Source organism: Chitinophagaceae bacterium (assembly GCA_030053935.1).
Taxonomy (GTDB): domain Bacteria; phylum Bacteroidota; class Bacteroidia; order Cytophagales; family JASGCU01; genus JASGCU01.
In genome coordinates this window covers 17,856-32,656 of sequence record JASGCU010000018.1, presented here as the reverse complement: position 1 = coordinate 32,656, position 14,801 = coordinate 17,856, and the positions used below count along the sequence as shown (strand labels likewise).

Here is a 14,801-nt window from a genome sequence, read left to right as displayed (position 1 = left end):
TAACATCTCCTTAACCGAACTTTAGTTCGTGTTTTTTAATGGATTTTTATTATTTACTCACCTTAGGCAAGCATTATATTCAAAATGATACCATTCCAATGAATGGAAAGTTTATGAATATGTAAAATGTAAAGGTATGAATTTTTATTATATTTTTGCGTAAAGTGAGTTACTTATATATTTCCGAATCCGAATAGTATCACAAATAAGAGAGATGAGATAGCCATTGCTTTGAGTAAAGAATCTATTTTGTGTGCTTCTGTGTGTTTATGGAGTAGTATGGTTATTGCGATAAAAAGAGGGCTTGCCAAAAGATGGGAAGGTTGGTAGTTATTTATGTATGTATAGATGGTGGTAGTTGTTATGCCTATTATTATGAGTGTCCATTGGTATAGAATTGCATTTGTTTTTCCTATTCTGACGGGTATGGAGCGTTTTCCTGCGATTTTGTCGCTTTGGATGTCTCTTATGTTATTGATGTTGAGGACTCCTGTGGCAAAGGTTCCCATAGTTATTGCGGGAAGGAGTATTTGGGGGTTGAATTTGGAAGTAAAAATTATAAAACTACCTTCTACAGCTATAATTCCGAAGAAGAGGAAGACAAATATGTCTCCTAATCCTTTGTATCCGTATGGTTTTTTTCCGTTTGTGTATGCTATAGCGGCAATGATACTGAGTATTCCTATGGATAGAAATACAAAAAGGAGGGTTTTGTTGTGAGCAAAAGTATGGAGCAGGAGCGTTATACCTGTAAGAAGGGACAGTATAGTGATGATGTATATTGCTATTTTCATTTGATGGGGGGATATAGTTCCTTTTTGTACGGAGCGGGTTGGTCCTTTTCTGTTGTTGTTATCTGCTCCGTGTATAGAGTCTCCGTAATCATTTGCGAGGTTAGAAAGTATTTGAAGGAGAAAAGCTGTTATAAGTGTGAGCGAGAATATGTTCCAGTTGATGGGGGTTTGTTTTGATGCTATTATGGTAGCAAAGAGTATGGAAGCGAGGGAGAGAGAGAGGGTTCTTATTCTTATAGCATTGATCCAGTGTGTTACTTTTGAAAGAAGCATTTTATGTTATTATTCTGTTATGAGGAGTTTTTCTGATATATTTAGGATTTTGATATTTTGGTATTTTTGGTATTTTTTAATAGTGTTATATGGGTCGCTGGTGGGTTCATCGGATAGGTCAAAAGTTCCGTAGTGCATGGGGATACATATTTTTGCTTTCATGTCTTTGCAAGCTTGTATTGCTTCTTGTGGGGAAATGTGGCTGCTGCTCATTATCCACTGTGGTTTGTATGCTCCTATTCCTATTATAGCATAGTCTATGGGAAAGAGTTGTCCTATTTTTTGGAAATGAGAGTCATATCCTGTATCGCCACTGAAATAGATGTTTTTGTTGTGGGAGGAAATTACGAAAGATCCCCAGAGTGTTTGGTTATCATCAAACATTCCTCTTTTAGACCAGTGCCTTGCGGGGAGGAAGTATATTTTTATTTTTGTGGTGTCGGTATCAAATTGTTGGTACCATCCGGCTGTTTGTGTTTTTGTAGATTTGTTCCATTCTAAAAAAAGTGCATCCATTTTTAATCCTGCAAGGATTTTGAGGTTGGGGTTTTTTTTGAGTAATAAGGATATACTTTCTTTATCGCAATGATCTCTGTGGTCGTGTGAAATGAGTATATAGTTGATACTTGGGAGTATGTTTGGGTTTATGGGGAAAGGTGTTATTCTTTTTATGAATGGGGGGTTGGAGAATATGGGGTCTGTAATGATTTTTATGTTGTTAATACGAATAAAGAAGGTAGCGTGTCCAAGCCATACTATTGAGTTTTGTTGAGAGTGTATCCATGAGGTGTCGTTTATTATTGGGATTGACCATTTATCTTCTTTTTTTTGTTTTTTTTGTGGATTTGATTGGAGCATCCACTTGATGAGGTTGGATATTTTTGGAGTATAAGGGAAGTTTAGGTTGAGGAAATTTCCTTGTTGGTCTACGGGATTTCCTTTCCAATGTGTATCATTTATTATTGTTTTTAGTTGGGTATTTTTTGTGTATTTTGGGGTGCTTGGTTGTTGTTCTCTTTTCAAATTAAAATATATGAAAAAGAATAGGATTATAGAAATTATGGAGAGAGTAATAATTATGGTTTGTGTTTTTGGGGATGGCATGGTATTGTTTTAGAAATATGATGGGCAGAGGGTTTTATTAGATTTATGTCCTTTGAGTCGGATTCTATATATGATCATAAATTCGTGTGTTCCCGTAGTATATGCGGAGAGTCCTGATGAGAGTACGTCATAAGAGTATGAAAATCTAAAGTTTTCATGAAAATAGAGTTGGGATAATATAGAGAGGGTGTTTTCGGTTTTATAAGAGAGTCCTACTCCTAATATATCGTGGAAAATAGCTATGAGATTTATATCTGCACCGAAGTTTTGAACGTCTTGTATTCTAAAGAGTATAGATGGTTGTAATTGGATTTGGTGGTGAAGTCTGTATAGTTTTCCGAAGTTTATAAAAATATAGGGTGTTTTTTGAAATTTGGTAAGAGAAGAATCGTTGTTGAATATGCGAGTTTGAAGAATATAGGGAATGGAGAATCCAAAATATGTTTTACTATTATAGTAATATACTCCTACTCCAAAATCGGGGGTATAAGTAGAGATAATTCCTGATAGAAAAGGGTCTGCTTTGTCTTTGAGAGTGAGTTTGTTGTAGTTAGATTCCGCAATTGACATCCCAATGCTCAGTCCGAAGGAAAGATTTCCGTGTTTGTATGGTATTCTGTAGGCATAGGAGCTGAGTATGCTGTAGACGGTGTTGATACCGATATTTGTATTGCTGAGAGAGATTCCTACGCTGATGGGAGTTTTAGGAACGTGCATATCCATAGTAAATAGGTTAAGTGTTGGTGCTCCATCTATGTTTATCCATTGATTTCTATGTAATACGGCAGTGTTTACCATTGCATGACTTCCTGCGTACGCGGGATTCAGGACGATTCCGTTGAGCATATATTGCGTAATGATAGTTTTATTTTGTGCATATCCTTCACCGAGAATTCCTATTATCAAAAATATATAAAATATGATTTTTGTTTTTTTCATTTTTTTTGTTATTTTTTTGTTGTATTATCTCACTAGTTCTAAATGCCCTGAGATTGGCTTTGTTCCGTCTTTGAGGTCTATGACATAAAAGTAAGTTCCTTCTGGTATTTTTGTATTTATAATTCCTGTGGATATGTTAGTAATTCCTTCAAAGACATTGCTTTTGTTATTGTATCCATTTGTTCTGTACAGTAATATTCCTTGGTGGTTAAATATACTTACTTCGTTTTGAGGATAGAGTTCTATGCAATCTATAATAAATGTATCATTTTGTCTGTCTAAATTGGGAGATAATCCGTTATAGACAAGGACTTCAGATGGAATAGTAAATTTTTCTGTGAAGGAACAGTAGGATTGGTCTGTGAGAGTGACTTCATATTCTCCTCCTGGGGATTCTGTAAGAACGGGAGTATTTATAGATACGTTATCGGATAATCTTTTCCATACTATTCCATTTATTCCTATTCTTTCCAAAGTAGTTGCTGATGCATATCCGGAGCTTTCTGTGCATTTGCTTTTGGTTGTTTCTACTATTATGTGAAAAGGAGGAGATTTTTTGGTAAAGGTATGTGCATTATCAATGGTTACTGCTCTGAAAGGAGAGAAGCATCCGGTAAAATTATCTTTGGCAGTAATGATATAATTCCCTGCTTTGAGTTTTTTTGGGTTGTATCCTATATAGAGAGCTTCTGTGGTGTCTTCGGGACTGAACCAAAAATATTCATATTGTGTGTAATTAGTTTCTACTTGAGTAATAGCGGAGCCATTAGCGGAGTCACATCTCGTGTGGTGAGAAAGTACAAAGACTGAAGGAGTTGGTGGTATGTTCGGTTGAAATGGGATTTGTATGGATTTGATTGTAGGACATAGATTGGTGTTGTTTGTAACTAATGCTGTATAATATCCGTGTACTCTATTATTCAGTATAATATTTGATTCGTAGAGAAGTCTATTTCTAGGAGTGGTATCTTGTCCTGTGAACCATTTTTGTGATGATTCCAGAGATTGTTTAAAATTTTGAAAATTTATTTTGATAGATCCATTTGCTATTATTTCGTTGCAATTGGTGACGGGGTTTATTACTTGTAGATTCACTTGAGGGTAGTTGTAGTTTCCTTTTACTTTTATTTTTATAGGGTCAGAAACACATGTAGTATCTACGGTATCAAATACTTTTAATACATACGTTCCTTCAGGTAGGGCGGAAAATATATGAGAGCTGTCTCGAGAGTTTTTATAGTATGGGGATTGAAGGGAATCTGTGCTTATACGGAATCTAAATTCTGATTGTTTTCGTTCTGATGGGAGTTCTATTATATTTGCTATAATTTGTCCGTCGAAGGGGGCTTTGCATTTTTCGTTTATTTTTGCAACGTGCTGTATTTTTATAGTTTGTAAAGCAATGCTGTACATTTGATAGGTGGCTGTTTGGGTGCATCCTGTTAAGTTATCTTCTACCAGAACTGTATATTTTCCCATATTTAATCGTATTGCTTCGGGGTCTACAGAAACAGGACTTCCTGTTGTTTCTGTTCCTTTATACCATGTAAATGTATATTTATTTGGGTCTGTGGTTTTATTAGCAGTGACTGTGAGTTTTCCGTTTGAAATAGGAGCTTTACAGGTAGTTATGAGGTCTCTTTTCGTAAGTTCTATGGTAATAGGAGGAGTGCTGTCAGGAATGAAGAGGGGGAGAGCAAAGCTATCTTGGGTAGTGCATTCTAATTCTCTATGAGTGGCGGTAAGATAGTAAGCTCCTTTTTTGAGTCCATATAGAACAGGGCTTTCAAATACTATGGGATTTTCTTTTTTGATATATGGGGGTGTGGTATAGAGGGTATAGGTGTAATCACTTGGTTCTCCAAAAGGCATGGATAATATAGTTATTTTTCCATCGGGGTTGTTGCAGCTGGTGGCTTCTTTTACGGATATATTGGTGGGGTTCATTTGTATGATAATAGGTTGTTTTTCTACCACAAAGTTTGCAGTATCGGAGGAGCATCTTTTGGTGGTATCTCTGACGATGATTTGGTAATTTCCATATAAGAGGTTTGTTGGTCTGAAAGTATTGTTTAAAGTATTTTTATATATGGTATTATTTGCATTTTGAGTCAAGTACCAACGGAAAGAATATTGTGGATTATTGGGATCTTGGGAAAGAGCATTATTGAGAGAGAGTTGTAATTCTCCTGTGCCAAATGTTGGAGAACAGCTTCTATCGGGGTTTATGGGGGTGATAAGTATTTTTGTAGGTTCTATATTTTGAGGGATGGTAAATGATTGGTCGGGTTTTAGAAAACATTGTGTGGCATTGTGTTGTATAGCGAGTAAAAATGTTCCTGCTACTTGTCTTTGTAATATTTGACGTGAGGGGGTATCTAATTGAGGTGGTATAAGCGCTGTTCCCGCAGGGTTTTTCCATGTGTAGGTAAATTTTTTGGTAAGAGAATTTTGGTCTGCGAGGTATTGTTGGTTAAAAAAGAGTTCTTTTATTTCGATGCTTCCGTTTGCAAGAGCTTGGCATTTCGTTTGGGGGACTATCATTGGTCGTGTGATAAGGAGTCGCGGAGTATCTACTTCTATTGTTATCGGATATTCTACGAAACAGTTTGTTAGGATGCTCATAGTTCTCATTCTATAATCGCCGTATTGAAGTTTATTATAAGTATATGAGAAGTTTCCGTTTAATTTTCCATTTGTTCTGAATAACATAGAATCTCTGTTAGTCGTTATTGGGAGAGTAGAACTTCCCCGAAAGAATATTGTTCTGTAAAGGGTGTCGAAAGATTTGTTTCTATCGGCATCTTGAGGGATTATGAGAGTATGAATAATTCCATTTTGGAGAGTGTTTATACATCCTTGGTCTTTTTGGGTGATAGATGGTACTATATTTGGGTTTATGGTTTGGTTAGGAAGGTATAGTTTATAGAAAGAGGATTTACAGTATTTATTTTTTCCTTTTGTGGTAATAGCTCGGATATAATATGTAGATGAATCTCTGTTAGAGATGGAGTAGGTGGTATCTGTTGCGGTTCTTGTTCTTATAGGGTTTAAAGATCGCGTAATATTATCTTCGTAAAATTTCCATGAGTAATTATCTATTCCTTTGGGTGTTACATTATTGCTGGATACTTGTATTTTTCCTGCTATTTCTGTTTTAGAAGTGTCACAGGATAGGTTTGGAGATATGTCGTTAGAGGTGAGAAAGAAAGAAGGTATGGTAATATTTTTTTGTATTTGATAGGTAGCTGTGGTTTGACATCCTTGTCCTTGTCCTGTGGTGCCTGGTTTTTTTTGTATTCTTATGGTGTAGTATGGATTTGTATAACTGGATAAGCTATCTAAAGAGAGAGTATCTCCTCTTTTGATAGCATTTCCCTGGTACGATGGGGAAGGTGTAGCGAATAATCTTGTATTTATGGTTACGGTATCTTGTGCTTTAAACCAAGATACATAGTATTTAGAAAGGTATTTTGTTTGATTTATGGTGCTGTCGCCTGGGTGACGAAGAGTAAGTATTATTTTCCCATCTCCTTGATTTGAAATACTATCACAATAGGAAGAGGGGGTTATGTTTACTACGTCAAGAATAGGATCTGTTTGTTTATCTTGTATTTGGATATTGAGTGTATCGGAGTAGCAAAGGGATGTTTTATGTCTTATTCGGACTTTATAAGTATTTTCGGAAAGAGAATCTATTGTTGTGGTATCTGAGGTGGGATTTGTGGTTACATATTTTCCATGAGTATGGTTGATAAAAGGAATATTTTGTCTATACCATATATATCGGTATTTTTTGAGATTTGTCAAGGAGTCATTATAGAGAGAGTCGTTTCCTGCGGTTCTCATTATTTTCAAGAGGGTTATGTTCCCATCTTTTGGGAAACAGTTAAAGTTATTCCGGGTAGAAAAAGTATCTACATTTATACGTTCTGTGGAGGCGGGTACTTCTATGGAGGTAGTAGTAAGGCATCCATTATTTACAGTATCTGTATATTTTGCTTTGAGTGTATATACACCTGTTTTGAGAGTATTCAGGCTGTCTCTTCGGGCAGAAGATGATACCATGAAAGAAGTAGGTCTTGCTGGAATAGGGTTTATGAGAGCATTGGTAGTATCATATCTAGTGAACCATTTTATGAATCCTTTGCTGAGTGCATTATTTATAGCATATTTTATAGTGCCGTTTCCTATAAACGCAGGTTGAGAACAATAGCTGTCGCGGGAGGTTCCATTAAATTGTATAACGGGGTTATGGGTACTATCTGCAAGTATAGTTTCGTAGGAGTGGGTTTTACATGCGGTGGTGGTGTTTGTTCCTGCTACTTGGTATGTTCCTGCTATGAGATTTTGAAGAGTATCGGTTATTCTCCCTGCAAAAGAGAGTGTTGATGGGAGAGTTCTTTTCCAGTTGAATACAAAATTACTGGTAGTGGTATCTATTCCATTTTTAGAGATGGAGTCAATTTTTATGATGCTTCCATAGTTGGGAATGCAGTTTTTTTGAGGAGAAAGGGTGAGTTTTTTTATTTCTACTTGGTCGGGATTATGTTGTATGGTGTAGGAACGTGATACAAAACATTCATTGAAAAATAAAGTAGATGGAGCACCTGTTCTGTAAGTAGAACTTAGAGGTTGAGTTATGGGATAAGATACATTGTAAGAAGTAGAAATAATAGTATCATTTGTTCCTAATGGGCTTGTGGGCGCACCTTTGAAAAAATAGAAGTTGAGAACTTTTTGAGATGCTGTAGGTGATCCAAACCAGGAAAGATCGGTATCTACAGATATTAATTTGAGGGAGTCAGTTGTGGTAATGCCGCTTCTTCGGACTACAAATATTTCTCCTGGTCTGAGTATTTGGTTATTTCTTATCATAACGGTTCCGTTTGTGTTTATTTTAATATTGTAAGTAGGCATGCTTCTTTGGATAGTAGTGGTGTAGGTTTGTGGAGGTCTTTTGAAGAGAGAGTCTCTTTTTACAGAATCATAACCCATTCTATTGAGAGGAGTATTTGCTTTATTCCATTGGAAAGAAAAAGATCCTGATTGGTGGGTATCAAGGGTGTCTTTTTTAGGGATTACGGTGATGGCTCCATTTTTGAATATATTGGTATCACAAGTAGTGTTGTTTTTTACAGAATAGGATTGGACAATAGGTTGGAAAGCGTGTGATTTCAAAGTATCTGTATGAAAACCTGTCCAGCATTGGTTATCATTGAGTTTTGTTTTTTGGCGGGCTATGAGAGTGTATATTCCCGCAGGTAATTTTCTAAAAACTACTTCTCCATTTATAGCAGTATCGTTTCCGAAGAATATTTGGTTTTTTCTATGAGCGGTATCAGGGTCTATGCGTCTAAATGTTATTCCATTATTATCTGTGAAAGAGAGAGAGTCATTGGTAAGCGATGGTGTTTCAATTCTTCTAAAAAGGGTAGATGGTATTCCTCTCGCAACTAAATAGTAGTTATAATTTATGAGGTTATATGATCGGTCTGTATTACCGGTAGGGTTGTGTATTTTTACACTCATTTCTCCTATGGGTGAGCATTTGTCTAAATGTCTTGTAAATTGAATATGGGCATTTCTTTGATCGGTATATGGCAGGTTTATGGATTGTTGGTAACGACATTGATTTGCAGTGTTTGTCATAACTACAGAATATGCACCTGATGCTAAGCTATCTATATCAGATATTGTGTTTGTGCTGGTTATAGTAGGCGTAACATTTATAGTGCCGGTTCCTGCAGGTAGTATAGTAGATGTCCCTGATAGAAGGATATCCTGAATATTTGGGGTATTTTCATAATCTGCACTCCCCTGATACCATTGAAAGGTATGTGCTGTTGCAGGAGAATTAATTTGAATAGCAATACTTCCTAATGTATTACAGTCGGCGGGAGTTAATCCAGATCTTCCTCCAAATGTTCTTGAAGCAGAAGTAGAAGTATCTATTCGGGGACGAAGATTGTTCACTCCATCATTTACTACGATAGGATAATATGTATTTGTTCTACATTGGGATATAGAATCGTATGATTCTACGGAGTAATTTCCTGCAATGATACCTGTCAGATGAGGACCTTTATAGTTTGCTTTATTTATGGTTTTTCCTTGATAGACAGTACTATAGTTAAATATACTATCTATAACTGTTCCTGTAGCGTTTGGAGTTTTTTTGAACCAAGTATATGCTATAGCGGTATCAAATCCTATGGGAGTGGGAGGATTGGGAGATGGGGTACCTGGTTGTGTAAAATTAAAAGCAGTATTGGTAACATGCGCAGCACCGTTGGGTTGGCAATTCGTTTGAGTATTTTGAGATGTGCTAAGCGTAATACCTATTTGCATTTCTCTCACGTATCTATTAATATTTCTTGTACAATTGGTAAGAGTATCTGTGACTTGGGTTGTATACCATCCGTGGAGGAGTTTGTATGCAGTATCTTGTTTAGTAGTACCGAATAGGACTCTGGCAGAGTCATTGTTCATTGCTTTTCCAATAGCAGAATTTCCTTGGTACCACTTAAAGGTAACACCACGAGAGACAGTAGAGGTAGAAGTGGCTTGTATTTCTCCTATTGGTTTACTCAGATTACAAGCAAAATTATCTCGAGAAACAGTAACAGAAAGAGGCGTCACATAATAATTATTTCTGATATTAAAAGAGTAGGCGTTTGATGCGCATCCTGTGGAGTCGTAGATAAGTTTGAGAGAATAATCACCCGCATCTAAGTTTCTGATTGAATCTGGAGATATACTTACTTTTGCTCTACCCTGTGTGCTTCCCTTTCTAACAGTTATATCATCATTATTATTAATAATTTTGGTATTATCAAGGATAGATGTTCCATAAAACCATTGGTATTTTATACGAGAATTATCTGTTCCCGTAGAAAAGGAAAGTGAGACTGATCCGGTCACAGCAATTTTTCCGTTAGGATATATACGAGATCCTGGACAAGCGGTAACGCGTGTGATGCTTTGAGAGCTGAGTGTAGGAAGTTTTGTAAGATCGTTTAATACCGTGAGAGAGGTCGATTTTTGACAAAGAGAGGATTTGCGTATGATTGTGAGAATGTAGGTATTTGCTGGTACCTTATCTAATAGCGCATGAGTATTAGTTTTAAATGTGTCGGGTTTACTTCTATTTGAAAAAGCCGTCAATACATTATTTCCGGCTGTTGTCCATTGAAAAGAATAGTTATTGATATTATCACCTGAGTAAAGAGCATTAAAACGCGCTGCGGCACGCCCATTAAACTTATGAGTAATATTAACACTCGTATCGCAAACAGTATTTTTACGGGAGGAGATTCCAGAAGTAACGGGTGAAAAACTTGGCTCTATCAAACTGTCTGCTATATTTATGGATATGTTTCCCGATGTACACCCTAAGGCATTGGTTACGGTTACAATATAATTTTGCCCTTTTTTTCTTTTTAAGGTATCTATTCTTGAAGTTTTAGAATACCTAGAAATGGTAGTTGCTGGTGAAACAGAACTCTCGTACCATTCATAGAGATAGGGAGAAGTATTCTTACTTATAAAAGAAGTGCTATCTTGCACAAAAATAGAAATATATCCGTCATAAGTATTGATTACACAACCTGTATTTTTCTTTGTTTTTCGAATTATAATGGATGGATTTTGAGGACTTTGGTCTATAGTGTTAGTATTTGTTTGGATACAGCCCGTAGAAGTTTGAGTCGCTTTTATGGTATAAGCTCCATAAGTTTTATTGGTAATAATAGAATCGGAAGTCAATAACATCGTAGTATCACTACCTGTAAACCATCTGAATGTATACCCTGTTCGTGTATAGGTGTTGTTTTGGATAATGGATGCAGAAAGCTTCCCTGTTCCTGAAGTATTACAAGATACATCGGGTGTTTTTTTTATATAGAGAAGAGGGAAATTTACAGAATCTCTTATTTCAAAAATACGAGCTTGGGATTTGCATTGGTTTATCGTTTTGGTAGCTACGAGAGTATAAAAACCTGCACCTCTTTGAGAAATGGAAGATCCCGTTATTCCTGCTATAGCACTACTAGCAGTGACTACTTGACCATTATACCACTGAAATGTAAATCCATCAGTAGTGGGAGTAATTCCATTATTCACTAATGCGGAGATGGATCCAGTATGTTTAGAAGGTACGCATCCTGTGTTTGCTCGGACAATACTCCTATTACTGATAGAAAAAGTATCGGGTCTATCTATAACTGTAAGGAAAGTATCTCTTGAACACATTTTTTGTGTATTAATAACACGAGCTGTATAAAGACCTGGTGACAAGCTATCAAATATAACGGGAGCAACTAGAAGTATATTATCTACTAAAGAGGTTCTCGTTTTTATTTTTATATTATTTTTGTAGAGTTCAAACCTATAGCCGGATGGTGGTATGGAATTAGTAATACGGGAACCTGCGGAGAGAGAGATTTTTCCATTATGAAAAGTAGGACTACAATATGTATTGGCAGTAATCATTACATTTGAAAATTTTGGAGAATCTAATTGATTGGGAACCGTTATATTATAAAGAATAGTATCACAATTTCTATTATTTTTATAACGGAGTGAATAATTTCCTCCCAATAAGGTATTGATACTTCTTACAGTGTCTGTTTTAGTAGTTACTAAGGCGGAATTATTTGTGGCATTATTATTTGTATAGAGATCTAACTTTGCTAATGATATAGTTTGAGGTGTTCCTCGAAAAATTCCTAAATTATAGGGAAGCACATCATTCGTATTGATGGCGTTTTGCAAATATATTCCACCATCTCCTGCCCCCGAACAAAACGTATTAGAAATATATCTTATGTTTCTTCTGTCCAAGAGGATTGGGAGTATACTATCTCTGAGTAATATGAGTTGTTGGGTTTGGCATCCATTTATTATATCCGTTACTCGCACTCTGTACACTCCATTTACAGCAGCCATATTTGATCCTAATAATCGTATAACTTTTCCATTCGTGGTATCTTGTTTATAAGCAGGTATTCGCACTAAGGTCACATTGTCATTTTTTAAAATATCGTATTGGTATGTTACAGGATTAGGAGTGCTTACTCTCGTTGTTATACTTCCTGAACCATCTGATGCATTTCCACAAAAAGTATTTGCTACCACTGTATTATATACAATGGGCTTAGAAGTAATATCTTGAACATACACAGAAACAGTATCAGATTTACAACCCGAGGGACTCGTTGCTTTTACCGTGTAATATCCTGCACTTACATTGGTAACGGTACTCGTAGTAGCTACAGATATAGAAGAATTGATAGGGTTTATTTTTCCTGCATACCAAATATAGGTAGTATTTGGTATGGGTGAACTAGCAGAAACAGACCCATTAGGATTCGTACAACGAGTAACATTATTTGTTACAAAAGCAGAGAGAGAAGTATTGCTTATAGATGGGTCGGCTTGAAGAGTAATATTTACATTAGAAATATTGCATCCCGAAATAGAATCGCGAACTATAAGAGTATAAGCATTAGCAGAAAGTCCTGTTGCTTGTGTCCCTAATGCAACTGTAATATTATTTCTATCTAACCATGTTAATCTATACTCAGTGTCTCGAACTATCCGCACGGTGTCTCCGTTTTTTATTATTTTTGCTATTGCTATTCCATTGGGAGTTTGACAACTGGTAATTAGTGCTGTTTGTTTCAGAGCAGAACTTACTGTAGGCATAGTATTAAACATAGTTATACTATATACATTACTGACACACCCAGCTACATCTGATGCTTGAACCCCATATACCTGTGAAACACCATTGGGAGTCCCTAAATTTATATTAGTTCCTTGTCCATATAAATTACTCGTAGAACCATTTAAATACCATTTAAATGTATAATTATTAATTATTTTTGTCTCAATATCTATGCTCGATGTTCCCGTTACTTTTATATCATCTATAGTAACGTATCTAGTAGGTTGTCCATTAAAAATCCCTTCTATTTCAAAGCTTATAATACTATCTGTACTATTTATCAAAACACTACCATTGTTAGACCCTTGAACATTAATATTAGCAATATCTATCCAAGGACCTGATTCATTTTTTTTGTATTTATATTTATTGGTAGCGGTATTAATTACATTAATATTAAACCAAAAAGTTACTCTTTGCATATTTTTAACGTCCATTCTGCCTGTAGTAAAAGTATACGAGGCACCGTAAGGGACATTATTCGATAGATTGATTTTTAATGCTTTATTATTTGGTGCTGTTGATGTTACATTTGTAGAAATAGTTCCCGAGCTTGCAGTAGTAGAAGTAGTCCATGCGTTAGGTAAGCTACCTTGTGATGTATTAAGCGTTCTGTTTTCAAAATTCTCTGAATATAATTCTATACTATTCCCTCTAGGGACTGTCTCAGATATATATGCTGTTGCCTGCCCATTTGGAGATCTATTCTGATTACAGAGTTCATTATTTTTTATCCTATCTGCTCTTACTTGATATGTGGGGCATTGCACAGTTATAACAGCCCATTCATTTTTATATAATGTATAGCATCCTACTGTTTTTGTATCTCTTATTTGATATTGAAACGAATCCTTCCCTATAAAATTTACATTGGGAGTGTATTCAATTTTATTTGTTGTGGCATTAATAGATGCTCTACCATATATGGGATTTGTAACAAGAGAATGGATATACAACGTATCGAGTAGAGGATTGAGAAGCATATCATTCTGTATGACATTCATTACATTGGCAGGATAGTTTTTGGTAGCAGAAGATATTTTCCCTGTTATAGTATCTGTATCCATCATAGTTTGTAAAGATACCACCCCAGAAGTTCCAACACACACTGTTTGTTCGTTACTATAACCACCTGTGGATCCCGTAAAACCATAAAAAACCGAATCTGCACCAAAGACAGAAAGCATATCGTCTGTATGAACAAATCGTTGGTCTCCGTTTACGAATAGACGTATAGTTTGGCTCGTGGTACTCGTATATGTCCATCTAATAGATATGTTATAACAGGTACCATTTTCTACATTACTTTGATTATTAACCAAATATAATGTCGATATTTTTGGATTAGCGAGATCTCCGTTGTAAACAATAGTTGTATGGTCATAATTTGGATCGCTAAGTTCATATCCATTGTTCCATGTGTCAAACTCTACTCCTATTGATTTATTGATACCTTGAAATCCTAATCCACCACCAATCGATCCCGTAGTATTTTGTCCATTGGAACTATTCTGTAAAACAAAAGCAAATCCATCAGCACCATTATGATCTTTTGTGCCAAACAAGAGCTGAAAATCAAGCTGGAAATTTTGCCTTACGTATAATTTATCTCTCCACCAAACAAATCCTTTTCTATTACCATTATCCGGAGTAATTTGAAAACATCTCTTAGAAATTTTGTTAGCATCTCCGTTTATGACAAAATCCGCATAATAATCGGGAATAAATGTCTGCCCATTCACCACCACAACATTTCCAAAAACCACTAAAACAAAGAAAATATATCTTTTCATTTTTTATATTTATTTTTTAATAATTTTTATATACAAGATAATAATTTTATAGTTTCAAAAAGGCACTCCTAGTTTAATAATAAAATAATATAATTTTTTTAAATCTTTTGTTTTTTTAAGTATCAAATGCTTTACCAATAATGTTACCAATAATGTTACCAATAATGT

Annotated in this window: 4 protein-coding genes; all 4 read right to left on the bottom strand. The window is 35.5% G+C overall.

The window, feature by feature from the left end:
• Positions 1 to 173: 173 nt before the first annotated feature.
• From menA to QM536_03540, 4 genes are read right to left on the bottom strand one after another with little or no spacing between them, the layout of a single operon-like run.
• Positions 174 to 1,067 (bottom strand): 1,4-dihydroxy-2-naphthoate octaprenyltransferase, encoded by an 894-nt coding sequence (gene menA / locus QM536_03555; GenBank protein ID MDI9356086.1) that lies wholly within the window; start codon positions 1,065 to 1,067, stop codon positions 174 to 176.
• 9 nt (positions 1,068 to 1,076) lie between these two features.
• The gene (locus tag QM536_03550) at positions 1,077 to 2,171 is read right to left on the bottom strand and encodes an MBL fold metallo-hydrolase (protein ID MDI9356085.1); all 1,095 of its coding nucleotides are present in this window, start codon (positions 2,169 to 2,171) and stop codon (positions 1,077 to 1,079) included.
• A gap of 9 nt (positions 2,172 to 2,180) precedes the next feature.
• Positions 2,181 to 3,110, bottom strand: a complete 930-nt coding sequence (locus tag QM536_03545; GenBank protein ID MDI9356084.1) for a PorP/SprF family type IX secretion system membrane protein — start codon at positions 3,108 to 3,110, stop codon at positions 2,181 to 2,183.
• A gap of 24 nt (positions 3,111 to 3,134) precedes the next feature.
• Entirely contained in the window at positions 3,135 to 14,633 is an 11,499-nt protein-coding gene (locus QM536_03540; protein MDI9356083.1) for a gliding motility-associated C-terminal domain-containing protein, read from the bottom strand.
• Positions 14,634 to 14,801 lie beyond the last annotated feature (168 nt).

What these genes read in the sequence shown, in the direction of transcription:
- QM536_03550 (MDI9356085.1), bottom strand. Translation starts at nt 2,171, where the DNA reads ATGCCATCCCCAAAAACACAAACCATAATTATTACTCTCTCCATAATT.
- QM536_03545 (MDI9356084.1), bottom strand. Translation starts at nt 3,110, where the DNA reads ATGAAAAAAACAAAAATCATATTTTATATATTTTTGATAATAGGAATT.
- QM536_03540 (MDI9356083.1), bottom strand. Translation starts at nt 14,633, where the DNA reads ATGAAAAGATATATTTTCTTTGTTTTAGTGGTTTTTGGAAATGTTGTG.
- menA (MDI9356086.1), bottom strand. Translation starts at nt 1,067, where the DNA reads ATGCTTCTTTCAAAAGTAACACACTGGATCAATGCTATAAGAATAAGA.